Consider the following 18,417-nt stretch of genomic DNA (forward strand, 5'->3'; position numbering starts at 1 on the left):
GCTACCCCAGCAGGTACTCCCGCACCAGCAGGCGCGCCCGGTGCAGCCGGCTCTTCACGGCGCCCGGCGGCTCGCCCAGGCGCTCGGCGATCTCGGCGATGGTGAGTTCCTCGAAGTCGCGCAGCAGCACGACCTCGCGGTAGTGCGCCGGCAGCGATTCGAGCGCGTGGGCCAGGTCGATGCGCAGCGCATCGTCGCTGCGGGCCGCGAGCTGGCGTTCGACCACGTCTTCGTCGAGCGGGTCGTGGCGGAACATCGCGCGCTGCAGGCGCAGGCATTCGCGCCGGATGACGGTGAACAGCCACGACGAGAACGCCGCGGCCGCCTGCAGCCCGCGCACGCGGCGCGCAACCACCAGCAGCGACTCCTGCACGGCGTCGTCGACGTCGCTGGCCTGGCAGTGCCGGCGGGCGTAGCGGCGCGCGTCGGTCTGGCAGGCGGCGAGCAGGCCCTCGAGGGCGACGGGGTCGCCGGTCTGCGCGGCCAGGATCAGGCAGGTGCGGTCGATCGCTGCGGTGGCCATGGGTCAGCGGCCCTTGTCGAGGGTGCGCCCGACCATCGCGCACATCGGGCAGAAGCCGACCAGCCCGGTGAGGGCCAGCATCGCGCCCATGAGGCCGACCGCGACGGCCAGGACGTCCGCCGGCCAGTTCATGGCGGCGAAGGCGAGGCCGGCGAGGCCCAGGGCGATGCGCAGGGCGCGTTCCCAGCCGGGAACATTCTTGACGTAAAGCATGGTGGTTTCCTTCGATCCGTGACGTGTGAATGCGGGGGAACAGAACGCCCCTCCCGCATGGAAAGAGGCGGCCACCCGCCGAAACGGTTCGCGGAAAGTCAGGATTTTTTCATGCACCGGTGCCAACGGCCACAGCAGCCGGGCGCCACTACCGCTGGAACACCCCGCAGATGCGGTCCGCCACGGCCTGCATCCAGCGCACGTGGCTGGTCGAGCTGCGCGCGCCCCGGCCCGGCGGCCAGGGGTCGAACAGGCGCAGCGTGGTGCCGCCCCCGCCGGGGTCGTTGTCGCCGCGGATGCCCGCGAGCACGACCATGTGGCCCGGCTGGCCGGCGGGCGCACCGCCCTTGGCGCCCCAGCGCAGGTCGAACATCAGCGGCCCGGCGTGCAGCGCGGTGCGCAGCGCGGCGACGGTCCACGGGCCGTGGGGCCGCAGCGTGAGGCCGTGCGCGGCGGCGAAGCGGCGGTTGTCGTCGTCATCGGGGTCGCTGCCCTGCGCATGGCGGTCGCTGTCCACGCGGCGGCGCAAGGCGCCGTCGGCGCCCATCAGCTCCGAGGGCGTGCGCGCGACCACGGTCTGCACGGTGGCGCGCGTGAGCATCGCGGTGGCCGCCGCCCAGCACAGCGCGGGCGCGGGCTGCGGGATCAGCGCCACCGGGTGCAGCAGCGGCGCGTGGGTTTCGTGGTCGAAGGCCACGTTGCGGGTGCAGGGTCCGGCTTCGCCGTCTTCGCACAGCCAGTGCGCGGCCTGCAAGCGCAGCACGGCCGCCCGGGTGACGGGGCCGTAGTCGCCGTCGGGCGCGAGGCCGGGGCTGGGCTGCAATTTGCGGTTCAGGGCCTCCTGCAGGCGACGGACATCGGCCCCGCGCCAGCCCTGTTTCAGCGTGCTCATCGGTGGGAATCCCCCTTGACACAAGGATGCACGGACGAATGAAAGCGAGCGGATGCATTGTGAAAACGGCACGCCCCTGCGTCTATTGGTCGGATGACATAGCCGAAACATGTGATGACGCGGGGGTGTCCCCCGGGGCGCCAGCCCCGCGGCGGACCTTGGTAGGCTCGCTCCCCATGACCGCGCCCGCCCCGACCGCCCAGCCCATCGCCACCGAACTCGCCGACGGCGGCCTCGCGGCCCTGTTCACCGCGCCCGGCGGCGCGCCGGCCTTCGCGGTGCGCTGGCAGGGCGCCGTGCACGGCTACCTGAACCAGTGCCCGCACGCCGGCGGCCCGCTCGATTTCGAAGGCCAGATCCTCGAAAGCTCCGGGCGCTACCTGATGTGCGCGCGGCACGGCGCGATCTTCGAGCCCGACACCGGGCGCTGCGTGGGCGGCCCCTGCCGCGGCGCGCGCCTCACGCCGCTGGCGCTGCGCGAGGCGGCGGACGGCAGCGTGTGGCTGGCCGACTGACGCCGCCGAGCGGCTACAGTCGCGACCTCTTCTTTCCGCCCTGCCCCATGCGCCGATTCGCTGCCTTCTCCGTCCTCGTTCCGGCCCTGCTCATCGGCGCGGGCTGCGTCTCGCGACCCGCGCCGCGCGTCACCTTCCTGGCCGACGGCGTGTTCAAGTCGCCCACCGCGCAGGACGCCGAGAACTACTGCCGCAACTTCGGCGCGCCGATGCGCTTTTTGAGCAGCACGCTGTCGGAGGTGCCGGCGCAGGGTGTGCCGGCGGGGGAAGTCGTCTACCGCTGCGACTGAGCTTCTTCAGCTTCCTCCGGCCGCACCCGCGCCAGGATGAAATCGATGAACGTCCGGATCGCCCGCGTGTGCTGGCGGTTCGGCATGTAGAGCATGAACATCTGGGTGCCGAAGATCGACAGGCGCCAGTCGTCCAGCGTGGTCACCACGTCGCCGCGGCGCACGTCTTCCTGCACCACGTAGTCGGGCACGAGGCCCACGCCCAGGCCCGCGAGGATGGCCTGGCGCAGGAACAGGAAGTTTTCCGAGATCAGCGTCGGCTCCAGGATCACCTCGCGCCGCGTCTCGCCCTGGTAGGCCGAGATGCGCAGCTGCCGACCGATGACGGCGGCCGTGACCACCGGCGTGGCGCGCAGTGCGTCCAGCTGCACGGGCAGCGGGTGGCGCTCGGCGTACGCGCGCGTGGCGCAGGCCACGTAGCGCACCGGGCCCATCTCGCGCGCCACGAGGTTCTGCGGCGGCTCGGGGATCACGCGGATGGCGATGTCGACCTCGTCGCGCAGCAAATCTTCGATGCGGTTCTCGAACACCACGTCGAGCACGATGCCGGGGTACTGGCGCTTGAAGTCGATGAGCCAGTCGGCCATCACGAGCTGGCCGTAGCCGCTGGGCACGCTCAGGCGCACGCGGCCCTGCAGGCCCTCGCCCAGCGCGGTGACCGACTCGCGCGCCGCCAGCAGCTCGCCCTGGATGGCCACGCCGTGCTGGTACAGCCGCAGGCCGATCTCGGTGGGCTCGGCGCGCCGGGTGGTGCGCCGGATCAACTGCGCGCCCACCGAGCGCTCCAGCTGGTTCAGGTGATAGCTGACGTTGGCGCGGGTCATCTTGAGCCGGCGCGCCGCCGCGCTCAGGTTGCCCGCGTCAAGGATTTCCACCAGCAGGGTGAGCGATTGCAGGTCCATGGGCGGATTGTGTCAAAAATTCTTTGACAGTCTGTCAACCACCTATGCAATTGTCAAAGCAGCGATGCCGGCCAAGAATGCAGGGCTCCCCAGAGCCCCGGACCCCTCGAGACTTCACGAGGGCCTGCCACGCAAGCAAGAGACAAGCGACACGCACATGGCCACCCCCACTCCCAGCCCTTCCACGTCCAACGGTCCCGTCACCTTCCAGCGTCAAGGCGACGTGTGCGTGGTGACCATCGACAACCCGCCCGTCAACGCCCTGGGCGTGGACGTGCGCCGCGGCCTGGCCGCCGCCATCGATGCGGCCGAGGCCGACAGCGGCGCCAAGGCGGTGCTGATCGTCGGTGCGGGCCGCAACTTCATCGCCGGCGCGGACATCCGCGAGTTCGGCCAGGCGCCGCAGCAACCCTCGCTGCCCGAGGTCTGCCTGAAGATCGAGAACTGCACCAAGCCGGTGGTTGCCGCCATTCACGGCGCCGCGCTCGGCGGCGGACTGGAAATTGCGCTGTCGGCGCACTACCGCCTCGCCTCGCCCACCGCCAAGCTGGGCCTGCCCGAAGTGGCACTGGGCCTGCTGCCCGGCTCGGGCGGCACGCAGCGCACGCCGCGCCTCATCGGCGTGAAGCCCGCGCTCGAACTGATGCTCAGCGGCCGCCATGCGGGCGCGAAAGAAGCGCTGACGCTCGGCCTCGTCGACCGCCTCGGCGCTGAAGCCGATGCGCGCGCCGAAGGCCTCGCCTACGCGCAGGAACTCGTCACTGCCAACGCCCCGGTGCGCCGCACGCGCGAAGCCGCCGGCCTGGCCGACAAGGACGCAGCCCGCGCCGCCCTCGACGCCGCGCGCGCCGACACCGCCAAGAAGAGCCGCGGCCTGTTCTCGCCGATGAAGATCGTCGAAGCGGTCGAAGGCGCGCTCACGCTGCCTTTCGACGAAGGCATGGCACTGGAGCGCAAGCTGTTCCTGCAGTGCATCGACAGCCCGCAGCGCGCCGGCCTGATCCACGCCTTCTTCGCCGAACGCGAAGTGCTGAAGGCGCCCGAGACCCGCTCGGCCAGCCCGCGCCCGCTCACCTCGGCCGGCATCGTCGGCGGCGGCACCATGGGCGCGGGCATTGCCGTGGCGATGCTCGACGCGGGCCTGCCCGTGACCATGGTCGAGCGCGACGAGCCCAGCCTGGCGCGCGGCCATGCGCACGTCGAGAAGGTGTACGACGGCCTCATCGCCAAGGGCCGCATGACACAAGAGGCCAAGGCCGCCGTCATGGCGCGCTTCTCGGGTTCGACCAGCTACGACGCCTTCGCCAACGTCGACATCGTGGTCGAGGCCGTGTTCGAGGAAATGGGCGTCAAGAAGGCCGTGTTCGCCGAACTCGACCGCGTGTGCAAGCCCGGCGCCGTGCTCGCCACCAACACCTCGTACCTCGATATCGACGAGATCGCCGCCAGCATCTCGCGTCCGCAGGACGTGGTGGGCCTGCACTTCTTCTCGCCGGCCAACATCATGAAGCTGCTGGAGATCGTGGTGCCCGCCAAGGTGAGCGCCGACGTGGTCGCCACCGGCTTCGAGCTCGCGAAGAAACTCAAGAAGGTGCCGGTGCGCGCCGGCGTGTGCGACGGCTTCATCGGCAACCGCATCCTCGCGGTGTACCGCCAGGCCGCCGACCACATGATGGAAGACGGCGCCTCGCCCTACCAGATCGACGAAGCCGTGCGCGAGTTCGGCTACCCGATGGGCCCGTTCCAGGTGTCGGACCTCGCGGGCGGCGACATCGGCTGGGCCACGCGCAAGCGCAAGGCCGCCACGCGCGACCCGCAGGCGCGCTACGTGCAGATTGCCGACCGCATCTGCGAGCGCGGCTGGTTCGGCCAGAAGACGCAGCGCGGCTACTACCTGTACCCCGAAGGCGCGCGCACCGGCTCGCCCGACCCAGCGGTGCTCGCCATCATCGACGCCGAGCGCGAGCGCGCGGGCATCGTGCGGCGCAGCTTCACGAACGAGGAAATCATCCGCCGCTACATGGCCGCGATGATCAACGAGGGCGCCAACGTCGTGCTCCAGCGCATCGCGCTGCGCCCGCTCGACGTGGACGTGACCTTCCTCTACGGCTACGGCTTCCCGCGCCACCGCGGCGGCCCGATGAAGTACGCGGACATGGTGGGCCTGCCGAAGGTGCTGGCCGACATCCGCGAGTTCGCCAAGGAAGACCCGATCTTCTGGAAGCCGTCGCCGCTCCTGGTCGAGCTGGTCGAACGCGGCGCCGATTTCGCGAGCCTCAATCAATCCGAGTAATCCGCAAAGCCAACTGTCCAGGAGACATCCCCATGCGTGAAGCCGTCATCGTTTCCACCGCCCGCACCCCGCTCACCAAGGCGCACCGCGGCGAATTCAACATCACCCCCGGCCCCACGCTGGCGGCCTTCGCGGTGAAGGCCGCGGTCGAGCGCTCGGGCCTCGACCCCGCGCTGATCGAGGACGCGATCCTCGGCTGCGGCTACCCCGAAGGCACGACCGGCCGCAACGTCGGGCGCCAGGCGGTCATCCGCGCGGGACTGCCGATCAGCATTGCCGGCACCACGGTGAATCGCTTCTGCGCCTCGGGCCTGCAAGCCATTGCCATGGCCGCGGGCCGCATCGTGGTGGACGGTGCGCCGGCCATGATCGCCGGCGGCGTCGAAAGCATCTCGCAGATCCGCAGCCGCAGCGCCACCGACAGTGGCGACAGCGGCATGGACCCGTGGATCGTCCAGCACAAGCCCGACCTCTACATGGCGATGATCGAGACCGCCGACATCGTCGCCAAGCGCTACGGCATCAGCCGCGAGGCGCAGGACCGCTTCTCCGCCGAGAGCCAGCGCCGCACCGAAGAAGCGCAACTGGCCGGCCGCTACAAGGACGAGATCGTGGCCTGCACCACCACGATGGCCGTGACCGACAAGGAGACCAAGGAGGTCACCCACCGCGAAGTCACCGCCACGGAAGACAACTGCAACCGCCGCGGCACCACCTACGAAGCGCTGGCCAAGCTCAAGCCCGTGATGGGCGACGACAAGTTCATCACCGCCGGCAACGCCTCGCAGCTGTCCGACGGCGCTTCGGCCTGCGTGATGATGGAAGCCAAGGACGCCGAGCGCGCCAACCTGAAGCCGCTGGGCGCCTTCCGCGGCCTGGCGCTGGCCGGCTGCGAGCCCGACGAGATGGGCATCGGCCCGGTCTTCGCTGTGCCCAAGCTGCTCGCGCGCCACGGCCTGAAGGTTCAGGACATCGACCTGTGGGAACTCAACGAAGCCTTCGCCTCGCAGTCGATCTACTGCCAGGAAAAGCTGGGCATTCCGTCGGAACGCCTGAACGTGAACGGCGGCGCGATCTCCATCGGCCACCCCTTCGGCATGACCGGCGCGCGCCTCACGGGCCACGTGCTGCTCGAAGGCAAGCGCCGCGGCGCCAAGTACGCCGTGGTCACGATGTGCATCGCCGGCGGCATGGGCGCCGCGGGCCTGTTCGAAATTTATTGATTCATTGAGGAGTCCGCGATGGACCTGAACTTCACGACCGAAGAAGAAGCCTTCCGCAGCGAAGTGCGCACCTTCCTGGCGAACAAGCTGCCCGCGCGGCTGTCCGACAAGGTGCGCAGCGGCAAGATCCTGGAAAAGGCCGACATGCAGGAATGGCACGCCATCCTGAACGAGCGCGGCTGGCTCGCCAACCACTGGCCCGAGCAGTACGGCGGCCCGGGTTGGACCGCGGTCGAGAAGTTCATCTTCGAGAACGAATGCGCCCTGGCCTTCGCGCCGCGCATCGTGCCCTTCGGCGTCAACATGCTGGGCCCGGTGCTCATCAAGTACGGCAACGAAGCGCAGAAGCGCTACTGGCTGCCGCGCATCCTGAGCGGCGCCGACTGGTGGTGCCAGGGCTACTCGGAACCCGGCGCGGGCTCCGACCTGGCCGCGGTGAAGACCACGGCCGTGCGCGGCATCGACGCACAGGGCGACCACTACATCGTGAACGGCCAGAAGACCTGGACCACGCTGGGCCAGCACGCCAACATGATCTTCTGCCTGGTGCGCACCAACCGCGAGGCGAAGAAGCAGGAAGGCATCAGCTTCCTGCTGGTCGACATGACCTCGCCCGGCGTGGAAGTGCGCCCGATCATCACGCTGGACGGCGAGCATGAAGTCAACGAGGTGTTCTTCTCCGACGTGCGCGTGCCCGCCGAGAACCTCGTGGGCGAAGAGAACAAGGGCTGGACCTGCGCCAAGTACCTGCTGACCTACGAGCGCACCAACATCGCGGGCGTGGGCTTCTCGGTGGCCGCGCTCGAACAGCTCAAGGGCATTGCCGCGTCGCAGACCAAGAACGGCAAGCCGCTCGCCGAAGACCCGGCCTTCGCGGCGCGCCTGGCGCGCGTCGAGATCGACCTGGAGAACATGAAGACCACCAACCTGCGCGTGATCGCGGCGGTGGCCGGCGGCGGCGTGCCCGGTGCGGAAAGCTCGATGCTGAAGATTCGCGGCACCGAGATCCGCCAGGAGATCTCGTCGCTCGCGCGCCGCGCCATGGGCGTGTACGGCCGGCCCTTCGTCGCCGAAGCGCTGCAGGACGGTTTCACCGGCGAGACCTTCGGCCCGGCCTATGCCAAGGCCGCCGCGTCGCGCTACTTCAACAACCGCAAGCTGTCGATCTTCGGCGGCTCGAACGAAATCCAGAAGAACATCATCTCCAAGATGATCCTCGGGCTGTAAAGGAGACACGCACATGAACTTCGAACACACCGAAGACCGGCGCATGCTCGCCGACAGCCTGAACCGCTTCATCGCCGAGCAGTACGCCTTCGATGCGCGCGACCGCATCGCGAAGTCGGCACACGGTTTCAGCAAGGAGATCTTCCAGAACTTCGCCGAGCTCGGCGTGATCGGCGCGCTGTTCAGCGAGGCCGACGGCGGCTTCGGCGGCAGCGGCTTCGACATCGCCGTGGTCTTCGAAGCACTGGGCCGCGGCCTCGTGGTCGAGCCGCTGCTGGGCGCCGTGATGGTCGGCGAGGCGATCAGCGCCGCCGGCAGCGACGCGCAGAAAGAGAAGATCGGCGACATCGTCAACGGCGTGACCGTGGCGGCCTTTGCGCACGATGAAGCCGACACGCACTACGAACGCACGCGCGTGGCCACGACCGCCGAACGCAGCGGCGACGGCTGGGTGCTCAAGGGCGCCAAAGCCGTGGTGCCGCAAGGCGAGCAGGCTGACCTGTTCCTGGTCTCGGCCCGCACCTCGGGCCATGTGGATGACGAAGCCGGCATCTCGCTGTTCCTCGTGCCCGCCAAGACCGCCGGCCTCACCGTGCGCGGCTGCCCCGCCATCGACGGGGGCCGCGTGGCCGAACTCACGCTCGACGGCGTGACGCTCGGCGCCGACGCGCTGCTGGGTGCCGAGGGCCAGGGCGCCGCCACGCTGGAACGCGCCATCGGCCGCGGCGTGCTCGCGCTGTGCGCCGAAGCACTGGGCGCGATGGAAGCCGCCAAGACCGCCACGCTCGAGTACCTGCGCACGCGCAAGCAGTTCGGCATCCTCATCGGCAGCTTCCAGGCCCTGCAACACCGCATGGCCGACCTGCTGCTCGAGATCGAACAGGCCCGCTCGGCCGTGATCAACGCCGCCGCCGCCATCGACAGCAGCGACCGCGTGGCGCGCGAGCGTGCACTGTCGGCCGCCAAGTTCAGCATCGGCCGCATCGGCGCGCTGGTGGCCGAGGAAAGCATCCAGATGCACGGCGGCATCGGCATGACCTGGGAGCTGCCGCTGCCCCACTACGCCAAGCGCCTCGTGATGATCGACCACCAGCTCGGCGACGAAGACCACCACCTGCAGCGCTACATCGCTCTGGGCAAAGAGGTCGCGGCATGACGGACAAGACCGTCCTCATCTCGCAGGAAGGCGCCGTCCGCATCCTGACCAACAGCAACCCGGCCGCGCGCAACGCGATCACGCCGACGCTGTACGCCGAGCTGTCGGCCGCGCTCACCGATGCGCAGAACGACCCCGAGGTGGGCGCCATCGTCTTCACCGGCGCGGGCGACTTCTTCTGCTCGGGCGGCGACCTGAACCTGCTGGCCAAGCGCCGCGAACTGCCCGAGGCCGAACGCCGCGAGAAGCTCGAAGGCCTGCACGACCTGATCCGCGCGATCCGCGACTGCGGCAAGCCCGTGATCGCGGCCGTCGAAGGCGGCGCGGCCGGCGCGGGCCTGTCGATGGCGCTGGCCTGCGACATGCTGGTGTCGGCGCGCGATGCGTTCTACACGGTGGCCTACGTCAAGGTCGGCCTCACGCCCGACGGCGGCGCCACGGCCTTCCTCGCGGAGTTCGTCTCGCGCCAGCTGCTCACCGAGCTGTGCCTCACCGGCGACCGCCTCACGGCCGAGCGCCTGCACGCAATGGGCGCGGTGAACCGCCTGACCGACAAGGGCGGCGCGCTGGCCGAGGCCATCGCCCTCGCCGCCAAGGTCGCCAACGGCCCGCAGCGCGCGAGCGCACGCATCAAGACGCTGTGCCGCCAGGCCCATCGTGCGACGCTCGAGGAACAACTCGAGGCCGAAGCGGTCTACATGGTGGCGTCGCAGGCCGATGCCGAAGCCGCCGAAGGCATCGGCGCCTTCCTCGGCAAGCGCAAGGCCGACTTCGTCGCGTTGCGCCACGCACCCCAGCCCGACGCGTCCTGACGCGCTGAGCCCCTCCCCGCGTGTGCATGCCGACGCAGATGCGGGGGTCTTTCGTTTTCCTGGAGTTGTTCCCATGCCCTCGCTGAATTCCTCGCTGCCGCTCGCCGGCGTGCGCGTCCTCGATCTGTCCCGCATCCTTGCCGGCCCCTGGTGCGGCATGGTGCTGGCCGACATGGGCGCCGAGGTGATCAAGGTCGAGCACCCGGGCCGCGGCGACGACACGCGCGACTGGGGCCTGCGCGTGGGCAAGACCGAGACCGCCTACTTCAACAGCGTGAACCGCAACAAGCGCTCCGTCACGCTCGACCTGCAGACGCCCGAAGGCCAGCAGATCGCACGCGACCTCGCCAAGCAGTGCGACGTGGTGCTGCAGAACTTCAAGTTCGGCGGCATCGACAAGCTGGGCCTGGGCTACGAACAGCTGCGCAAGGACAACCCGGGCCTCATCTACTGCTCGATCTCTGGCTACGACCGCACCGGCCCCGAGGCCGCACGCCCCGGCTACGACCTCGTGGTGCAGGGCGAGGCCGGCCTGATGGCGCTGAACGGCGAAGCCAACCAGCCGCCGCTGAAGTTCGGCGTGGCCGCCGTCGACCTGTTCACCGGCATGTACTCGGCGCAGGCCGTGCTGGCCGCGCTCTACCAGCGCGAGAAGACCGGCACGGGCCGCCACATCGAGATGGCGCTGTTCGACTGCGGCCTGATGATCACCGCCTACTACGGCCTCGAAGCGCTGCTGATGGGCGAAGACCCGCCACGGTATGGCAACTCGCACCCGTCGATCGTGCCCTACGGCGTGTTCGACGCGGCCGACGGCCCGCTGGTGATCACCGTGGGCAACAACGCGCAGTTCATGCGCTTCTGCACCGAGGTGATCGAGCGCCCCGACCTCGCGGCCGACGAGCGCTTCAAGACCAACATCCTGCGCTCGGCCAACCGCGCGGCGCTGCTGCCCGAACTGAACGCCGAACTCGCGAAGCGCCCGCGCGCCGCGCTGCTCGAAAAGCTCAACGCTTCGGGCATTCCCTGCGGCGAAGTGCTGGGCCTGCTGGAGGCGCTGAACTCCAAGCGCGCGACCGACGCTGGCCTGGTGACCAAGCAGCCGCACCCGGTGGCCGGCGAGGTCAATGTGCTGGCGCCGCCCTACCGTTTCGATGGCGAGCGCCTGCCCGTGCGCAGCGCGCCGCCCACTTTGGGCGAAGGCACGCACGACGTGCTGAAGTCCCTGCTCGGCCTGTCGGATGAAAAGCTGGCAGCGCTGAAAACGAATGGCGTCGTCTGATCGCACCACGCGAAGACAACGCCCGCATCCCTGAAGAGAAATCCATGGCCTTCCCGTTCCTCCGTACCCCCCGCAACCCCGTGCGCCGCGCCCTGCTCGCGCTGGCCCTTCCCCTTCTCGCAGGCAGCGCCTTCGCCCAGGCCTGGCCGACCAAGCCCATCACGCTGGTCGTGCCCTTCCCGCCCGGCGGCCCGACCGACGTGGCTTCGCGCATCGTGGCGCAGAAGATGTCGCTGTCGCTCAAGCAGAACATCCTGGTCGACAACCGCAGCGGCGCCTCGGGCACCATCGGCGCGGCCTTTGCGGCCAAGGCCGCACCCGACGGCTACACCTTCGTGATGCTGGCCACGCCGACGCTGCTGGCCTCGCACCTGTACGGCACCGTGCCCTACGACATCTTCAAGAACTTCACGCCCGTGGGCACCGTGTACGACCTGCCGATCGTGATGGTGGTGAACCCGAAGGTGCTGCCCGGCGTGAACGGCCTGCAGGACCTGATCGCCAAGGCCAAGGCCGACGGCGGCAAGCTCAACTACACGACCGCAGGTGCCGGCAGCTTCGGCCACCTGACGACCGAGCAGCTGAAGAACATCGGCAAGTTCGAGATGCAGCACGTGCCCTACCGCGGCAGCGCCCCGGCCGTGACCGACCTCATCGGCGGCCAGGTGCCGGCGATGTTCTCCGACCTCGTGGCCGTGATCCCGCACATCCGCGCCGGCACGCTGCGCCCCATCGCCGTGGGCTCCGGCAAGCGCGTGAGCCTGCTGCCCGACGTGAAGACCGTGGCCGAGCAGGGCTTCCCCGGCTTCGACGCCACCTCGTGGGGCGGCCTGCTGGCCCCGGCCGGCACGCCGCAGGCCGTGGTCGACCGCATGAGCGCCGAGCTGAAGAAGGCGCTGGCCGACAAGGAAGTCGGCGAGAAGCTGCAGAGCGTGGGCTCCTTCGCGGCCTACGGCACGCCGGAGCAGACCGGCACACGCATGCGCCAGGACTTCGAGCGCTGGGGCAAGGTCATTCGCGACAACAAGATCACGAACCAGTAAGACACGGCCTCCGTCCGCAGCCGGCAAGACCCCCTCAAGGAGACAACATGACAACAGGCAACGACAAGAACAACCCCACGGGAACGGCCAGCGCGCCGTTCCGCCCCCTGTTTCCGGTGCGCGGTCTCGCCGACATCCGGCGGCTGGAAGAAACGCCGCTCGAAGAAGCGCTCACGGTGCGCAGCACCTACGAGCTCTTCCGCAACTCCGGCGCGGCCTTCGGCGACAAGACCGCGCTGACCTTCCTGCGCAGCGGCAACCCGGCGGACGAACCCATCCGCTGGTCGTATGCGCAGCTGCTCGCGGGCATCCACCAGACCGCCAACCTGCTGCACACGCTGGGCGTGGGGCCTGACGATGCGGTCGCGGTGCTGCTGCCCGGTTGCCTCGAGTACCACCTCGCGCTGTGGGGCGGCGAGGCGGCCGGCATCGTGCAACCGCTGAACCCGCTGCTCACCGACGAGAAGCTGGTCGCGCTGATGACCGCGGGCCGCGCCAAGGTGCTCATCGCCTACGGCTCCGACGCGGAATCGGGCATGTGGTCGAAGGCGATGCGCCTGCGCGGCCAGGTGCCCACGCTCACCACCGTGCTGCGCGTGGCGCCGCACGACGAAGCATCCGGCGCGGCCGGCACGCTGCCCGACGGCGTGGCCGAGTTCGACGCGCTGCGCGCCGCGCAACCGTCTGACCGCCTCGTGAGCGGCCGCGACATCGCGCCCACCGACATCGCCGCCTACTTCCACACCGGCGGCACCACGGGCGCGCCCAAGCTCGCGCGCCACAGCCACGGCGCGCAGGTGTTCACCGCGTGGGCCAGCGTGCAGCTCGCGGGCATGAACGAACAGGGCATCTCGATCAACGGCTACCCGCTGTTCCATGTGGCGGGCGTGCTGCCGGCCTCGCTCTCGTCGCTGTCGGCGGGCGTGGAGGTGATCATTCCGACGCCCTCGCTGCTGCGCAACAAGGAGGTGCTGGCCAACTACTGGAAGCTGGTCGAGAAGTACCGCCCGACCTCGCTGTCGGCCGTGCCCACGGTGCTCGCCGCGCTGGCCAACGTGCCGCTGGACGGCGCCGACATCTCCTCCATCACCTACTGCCGCACCGGCGCCGCCGTGCTCGCGCCCGAGCTGGCCGCGCGCTTCGAGCGCCTGTTCGGCCTGCATGTGCACGAGAGCCTGGGCATGACCGAGATGGCCGGCATCTCGACCATCACGCCGCCCGGCGTGAACGGGCCCGCGGGCTGCGTCGGCTTTCGGCTGCCCTATGCGCAGGTGCGCATCGTGGCGCTCGACGAGAACGGCAACGCCAGCGACCGCGAAGTGGCGCAGGGCGAGACCGGCATGGTGCTGTTCAAGTCGCCCAACGTGTTCTCGGGTTTCGTCGATCCGGCCGACAACGCCAAGGCCTTCACCGCCGACGGCTGGCTCGCGACCGGCGACCTGGGCTGGATGGACGCCGAAGAGCGGCTGCACCTCACGGGCCGCTCGAAGGACCTGATCATCCGCAGCGGCCACAACATCGACCCCAAGACCATCGAAGACGCGCTGGGCGCGCACCCCGCCGTGCAGCTGTGCGCCGCCGTCGGCGCCCCCGATGCCTACGCGGGCGAACTGCCCGTGATCTTCGCGACGCTGGTGCCCGGCGCCTCGGCCACCGAAGACGAGCTGCTGGCTTTCACTTCTGCACGCGTCGACGAGGCGCCCGCGCGCCCCAAGTGGGTGTCGGTGATCGCCACGATGCCGATGACCAACGTCGGCAAGATCTACAAGCCCGAGCTGCGCGCCATGGCCGCGCGGCAGGTGGTGGCGGCCACGGTCGCCGAGGTCTGCGCCGCGCTCGGCGTGGGCGATGCGGCCCGGCCGGCGGTGAGCACCGAAGGCGAAAGCCTCGTGCACGTGCAGATCGACGCCGCCACAGCGGGCGCGCAAGCCGCGGCACTGCAGGAACGGCTGCAGAAGGCCCTGGAGCCGCTGCCCTTCAAGACGCGCATCGCGCTGAAGTGACCCCCTGCTTCTTCTTCGACACGATTTTCTGAAACCGAACGGGAGACAAACCATGACCCATCAACCCTCGACCCGCCGCGCCCTGCTGTGCGCCGCCGCCTCGACCGCCGCGCTGTTCGCGCTAGCCCCCGCGCATGCGCAGGCGCCCTACCCGAACAAGCCGATCCGCCTCGTCGTGCCCTTCCAGGCTGGCGGCGCGACCGACGTGCTGGCGCGCGTGCTGGGCCAGAAGATGTCGGCCAGCATGGGCCAGCCCATCGTGGTCGACAACAAGCCCGGCGCGGCCGGCATCATCGGCACCGACACGGTCGCCAAGGCCGCGCCCGACGGCTACACGATCGTGCTGTCGCTGAGCAACTCGCTCATGACCAACGAGTTCCTCTACGAGAAGCTGCCCTACGACACGCAGCGCGACCTCACGCTGGTCTACCAGATCGCGATGGCGCCGCTGGTGCTCGTGGTGCATCCCAGCGTGCCCGCCAAGACCGGCCCCGAGCTGCTGAAGTACGTGGCCGCGAACAAGGGCAAGGTGGCCTACGGCTCGTACGGCGTGGGCGCCTACCCGCACCTGGCCGGCGCGCACATGAGCCTCACGCAGCAGGCCGACATGAACCACGTCGCCTACAAGGGCGAGGCACCGATGGTGCAGGACCTCATCGGCGGCCAGATCCAGATGGCCTACGCCAGCGCGCTCGCGGCCAAGCCGCACATCGACGCGGGCAAGCTCAAGGCCGTCGGCGTGACCGGCGAGCGCCGCATGAGCACGCTGCCCAATGTGCCCACGCTGGCCGAGCAAGGCCTGAAGGACGAGGCCTACCGCGTGACCGGCTGGCTCGCCATCGCCGCGCCGGCCAAGACGCCCAAGGCCATCGTCGACCGCATCGCCGACGAAGTGCGCAAGGCCACGCAGCAGCCCGACGTGCGCGAGCGCGTGGCGGCCATGGGCTTCGAGATCAAGGACAGCTCGCCCGAACTCTTTGCCGCAGCCTGGAAGCAGGAGCGCCCCGTGTGGGAGCGCCTGATCAAGCAGTCGGGCGCCAAGCTCGAGTAACCCCTTTTCCCATTTTTGTCATTCAAGAGGAACAGCCATGAAAGTTCTGGTGCCTGTCAAACGGGTCGTCGATTACAACGTGAAGGTGCGCGTCAAGAGCGACGGCACCGGGGTGGACATTGCCAACGTCAAGATGAGCATGAACCCCTTCGACGAGATCGCTGTCGAAGAAGCGGTTCGGCTGAAGGAAAAGGGCATCGTGACCGAAGTCATCGCCGTGTCCTGCGGCGATGCCAAGTGCCAGGAAACCCTGCGCACCGCGATGGCCATCGGCGCCGACCGCGGCATCCTGGTCGAGACGAGCGAAGAGCTGCAGCCCCTGGCCGTGGCCAAGCTGCTCAAGGCACTGGTCGACAAGGAACAGCCCCAGCTGATCATCCTCGGCAAGCAAGCCATCGATGACGACGCCAACCAGACCGGCCAGATGCTGGCTGCCTTGGCCGACCTGCCCCAAGCCACCTTCGCCTCGAAGGTCGACCTGGCCGGCGACAAGGTCACCGTGGCCCGCGAAGTCGACGGCGGCATGGAAACGCTGACGCTCACGCTGCCCGCGGTCATCACGACCGACCTGCGCCTGAACGAGCCACGCTACGTGACCTTGCCCAACATCATGAAGGCCAAGAAGAAGCAGCTGGACACCTTCAAGCCCGAAGACCTGGGTGTGGACGTCAAGCCCCGCCTGAAGACCCTCAAGGTCAGCGAGCCTCCGAAGCGTGGCGCCGGCATCAAGGTGCCCGACGTTGCCACCCTGGTGGACAAGATCAAGAACGAAGCCAAAGTGATCTGAGGAAGAAACGAACATGACCGCACTCGTCATTGCCGAACACGACCACGCCAGCATCAAGCCGGCCACCCTCAACACCGTGACCGCCGCGCTGGCTTGCGGTGGCGACGTCCACATCCTCGTGGCCGGTGCCAACGCAGCGGAAGCCGCCAAGGCCGCCGCACAGATCGCCGGCGTGTCCAAGGTCATCGCTGCCGACAGCGCCAGCCTGGCTGAGAACCTCGCCGAGAACGTCGCAGCCCAAGTGCTGGCGATCGCCGGCAACTACAGCCACATCCTGTTCCCCTCGACTGCCAACGGCAAGAACGTCGCACCGCGCGTGGCCGCCAAGCTCGATGTGGCGCAGATCAGCGACATCACCAAGGTCGACAGCCCCGACACCTTCGAGCGTCCGATCTACGCAGGCAACGCCATCGCCACCGTGCAGAGCACCGACGCCACCAAGGTGATCACCGTGCGCACGACCGGCTTCGACGCCGCAGCCGCCACCGGTGGCAGCGCCACCGTTGAAACGGCTGAAGGCGTCGCCGACAGCGGCAAGAGCGCCTTCGTGGGCCGTGAAGTCACCAAGAGCGACCGCCCCGAACTCACAGCTGCCAAGATCATCGTCTCCGGTGGCCGTGCCCTGGGCAGCGCCGAGAAGTTCAACGAAGTGATGACGCCGCTGGCCGACAAGCTCAACGCCGGCCTGGGCGCCAGCCGCGCCGCCGTGGACGCGGGCTACGCCCCGAACGACTGGCAAGTGGGCCAGACCGGCAAGATCGTCGCGCCGCAGCTGTACATCGCCGCGGGCATCTCGGGCGCCATCCAGCATCTGGCCGGCATGAAGGACTCGAAGGTCATCGTCGCGATCAACAAGGACGAAGAAGCACCGATCTTCTCGGTGGCCGACTACGGCCTCGTGGCCGACCTGTTCACGGCCGTGCCGGAACTCGTGACCACGCTGTAAGCGGCTGCGACGATGAAGACCCGCATCACCGAACTGCTCGGCATCCGCTACCCCATCATCCAAGGCGGCATGCAATGGGTGGGCCGCGCCGAGCTGGCCGCGGCCGTGTCGAACGCCGGCGGCCTGGGCATTCTCACGGCGCTCACGCAGCCCACGCCCGACGACCTGCGCCAAGAAATCGCGCGCACGCGCACGATGACCGACAAGCCCTTCGGCGTGAACCTCACCATCCTGCCGGCGGTGAAGCCGCCGCCGTACGCCGCGTACGTGCAGGCCATCATCGACAGCGGCGTGAAGATCGTGGAGACCGCGGGCAACAGCCCGAAGGACTTCATCGAGGCCCTGAAGCGCCACGACGTGAAGATCGTCCACAAGTGCACCTCGGTGCGCCACGCACTCTCGGCCGAGCGCAACGGCGTCGACGCGGTGTCCGTGGACGGCTTCGAATGCGCGGGCCACCCGGGCGAGGACGACGTGCCCGGCCTCGTGCTGCTGCCGGTGGCGGCGCGCAAGCTGCGCATTCCGATCATCGCATCGGGCGGCATCGCCGACGGCCGCGGCATGGCCGCCGCGCTGGCGCTGGGCGCCGAAGGCATCAACATGGGCACGCGCTTCTGCGTGACCCAGGAAGCGCCGATCCACGACAACATCAAGCAGGCACTGGTGGCCGCGACCGAGCGCGACACCAAGCTGATGTTCCGCACGCTGCACAACACGGCGCGCGTGTTCCGCAACGCGATCTCCGAAGAAGTGGTGGCCACCGAACGCCGTCCGGGCGGCTGCGAGTTCGAGGACATCCGTCCGCTGGTGGCCGGCGCACGCGGTCGCGCGGCGCTGGAGTCGGGCGAGGTGCACAACGGCGTGGTCTCGGCCGGCCAGTGCATCGGGCTGATCGACGACATCCCGACCTGCGCGGAACTGCTGGAACGCATGGTGCGCGAGTGCCGTGAGCATCTGGACCGCGCCCGCAGCTGGATGAACTGAAGCTCTGCCGCGCTCCCGCCGACGGGGCGCCTTGCCTTGCTCCGCGAATGTCCCCCGGGCTTCGCCCTCTTCCTTTATTTCGCTGCGCAAGGCACCCCATCGACGTGAGCGTTCAGAGCCGCTTCGGACTGGCGCGGCACGGGCCCACGAGGTCCGTGCGCGGCGCATCGCAGAAGCTGCATTTGTTGGCGCTCGCCGAGACTTCGTGCCGCATGAACCGGCTACTTCGCCGGGTTCTTCTCTAGAGTGAATGCCCCTGTCACTCGACACCCCAC

The 18,417-nt window shown here is 69.1% G+C and carries 18 protein-coding genes; 14 read left to right on the forward strand and 4 right to left on the reverse strand.

What is annotated here, in order from left to right; translation table 11 throughout:
* Position 1: 1 nt before the first annotated feature.
* The 3 genes from AC07SQ_RS18405 to AC07SQ_RS18415 form a co-directional block, all read right to left on the reverse strand.
* Entirely contained in the window at positions 2-523 is a 522-nt protein-coding gene (locus AC07SQ_RS18405; RefSeq protein ID WP_495272291.1) for an RNA polymerase sigma factor, read from the reverse strand.
* Between the two features lie 3 nt (positions 524-526).
* Positions 527-736 carry a YgaP family membrane protein gene (locus AC07SQ_RS18410; protein ID WP_070060174.1) on the reverse strand — a complete coding sequence of 70 codons (210 nt, stop codon included), beginning with the start codon at positions 734-736 and terminating at the stop codon, positions 527-529.
* Between the two features lie 148 nt (positions 737-884).
* Entirely contained in the window at positions 885-1,628 is a 744-nt protein-coding gene (locus tag AC07SQ_RS18415; protein ID WP_495272290.1) for a peptidoglycan-binding protein, read from the reverse strand.
* Positions 1,629-1,804: 176 nt separating this feature from the next.
* On the opposite strand from AC07SQ_RS18415, the gene AC07SQ_RS18420 reads away from it, so the two are divergent.
* Together AC07SQ_RS18420 and AC07SQ_RS18425 are read left to right on the forward strand one after the other, a co-directional pair.
* On the forward strand, positions 1,805-2,143 hold the full coding sequence (locus AC07SQ_RS18420; protein WP_070060176.1) for a Rieske (2Fe-2S) protein: 339 nt from the start codon (positions 1,805-1,807) through the stop codon (positions 2,141-2,143).
* Positions 2,144-2,190: 47 nt separating this feature from the next.
* Positions 2,191-2,433 carry a hypothetical protein gene (locus tag AC07SQ_RS18425; protein WP_390346755.1) on the forward strand — a complete coding sequence of 81 codons (243 nt, stop codon included), beginning with the start codon at positions 2,191-2,193 and terminating at the stop codon, positions 2,431-2,433.
* Here AC07SQ_RS18425 and AC07SQ_RS18430 read toward each other — a convergent pair.
* On the reverse strand, positions 2,418-3,335 hold the full coding sequence (locus AC07SQ_RS18430; RefSeq protein WP_062478562.1) for a LysR family transcriptional regulator: 918 nt from the start codon (positions 3,333-3,335) through the stop codon (positions 2,418-2,420). The genes AC07SQ_RS18425 and AC07SQ_RS18430 overlap by 16 nt on opposite strands.
* A gap of 157 nt (positions 3,336-3,492) precedes the next feature.
* Here AC07SQ_RS18430 and AC07SQ_RS18435 point away from each other — a divergent pair, with 157 nt between their 5' ends.
* The 12 genes from AC07SQ_RS18435 (at position 3,493) to AC07SQ_RS18490 (ending at position 18,142) form a co-directional block, all read left to right on the forward strand.
* Entirely contained in the window at positions 3,493-5,628 is a 2,136-nt protein-coding gene (locus AC07SQ_RS18435) for a 3-hydroxyacyl-CoA dehydrogenase NAD-binding domain-containing protein (protein ID WP_495272289.1), read from the forward strand.
* A 32-nt stretch (positions 5,629-5,660) separates the two neighbouring features.
* Positions 5,661-6,851 carry an acetyl-CoA C-acyltransferase gene (locus AC07SQ_RS18440; protein WP_495272288.1) on the forward strand — a complete coding sequence of 397 codons (1,191 nt, stop codon included), beginning with the start codon at positions 5,661-5,663 and terminating at the stop codon, positions 6,849-6,851.
* 18 nt (positions 6,852-6,869) lie between these two features.
* Positions 6,870-8,078: an acyl-CoA dehydrogenase family protein gene (locus AC07SQ_RS18445; protein WP_495272287.1), complete on the forward strand. Its 1,209-nt coding sequence runs from the start codon at positions 6,870-6,872 to the stop codon at positions 8,076-8,078.
* 13 nt (positions 8,079-8,091) lie between these two features.
* Positions 8,092-9,234, forward strand: a complete 1,143-nt coding sequence (locus tag AC07SQ_RS18450; protein WP_495272286.1) for an acyl-CoA dehydrogenase family protein — start codon at positions 8,092-8,094, stop codon at positions 9,232-9,234.
* Positions 9,231-10,046 carry an oxepin-CoA hydrolase, alternative type gene (locus AC07SQ_RS18455; RefSeq protein ID WP_495272285.1) on the forward strand — a complete coding sequence of 272 codons (816 nt, stop codon included), beginning with the start codon at positions 9,231-9,233 and terminating at the stop codon, positions 10,044-10,046. The genes AC07SQ_RS18450 and AC07SQ_RS18455 overlap by 4 nt, the downstream gene beginning before the upstream one ends.
* A gap of 73 nt (positions 10,047-10,119) precedes the next feature.
* A complete protein-coding gene (locus AC07SQ_RS18460; RefSeq protein WP_495272284.1) occupies positions 10,120-11,328 on the forward strand; it encodes a CaiB/BaiF CoA transferase family protein in 1,209 nt (402 codons plus the stop codon).
* Positions 11,329-11,372: 44 nt separating this feature from the next.
* Complete coding sequence (locus tag AC07SQ_RS18465; RefSeq protein ID WP_495272283.1) at positions 11,373-12,371, forward strand: Bug family tripartite tricarboxylate transporter substrate binding protein; 999 nt, start codon at positions 11,373-11,375, stop codon at positions 12,369-12,371.
* Positions 12,372-12,418: 47 nt separating this feature from the next.
* The gene (locus tag AC07SQ_RS18470; protein ID WP_495272282.1) at positions 12,419-14,374 is read left to right on the forward strand and encodes an acyl-CoA synthetase; all 1,956 of its coding nucleotides are present in this window, start codon (positions 12,419-12,421) and stop codon (positions 14,372-14,374) included.
* A 52-nt stretch (positions 14,375-14,426) separates the two neighbouring features.
* The gene (locus AC07SQ_RS18475; protein WP_447741022.1) at positions 14,427-15,425 is read left to right on the forward strand and encodes a Bug family tripartite tricarboxylate transporter substrate binding protein; all 999 of its coding nucleotides are present in this window, start codon (positions 14,427-14,429) and stop codon (positions 15,423-15,425) included.
* A 37-nt stretch (positions 15,426-15,462) separates the two neighbouring features.
* Complete coding sequence (locus AC07SQ_RS18480) at positions 15,463-16,212, forward strand: electron transfer flavoprotein subunit beta/FixA family protein (RefSeq protein WP_495272281.1); 750 nt, start codon at positions 15,463-15,465, stop codon at positions 16,210-16,212.
* 13 nt (positions 16,213-16,225) lie between these two features.
* Positions 16,226-17,158 (forward strand): electron transfer flavoprotein subunit alpha/FixB family protein, encoded by a 933-nt coding sequence (locus AC07SQ_RS18485; RefSeq protein ID WP_070060186.1) that lies wholly within the window; start codon positions 16,226-16,228, stop codon positions 17,156-17,158.
* Between the two features lie 12 nt (positions 17,159-17,170).
* A complete protein-coding gene (locus AC07SQ_RS18490) occupies positions 17,171-18,142 on the forward strand; it encodes an NAD(P)H-dependent flavin oxidoreductase (protein WP_495272280.1) in 972 nt (323 codons plus the stop codon).
* The last annotated feature ends 275 nt before the right edge of the window (positions 18,143-18,417 follow it).

The sequence above is a fragment of the Variovorax sp. GW821-FHT06D12 genome (genome assembly GCF_059419205.1).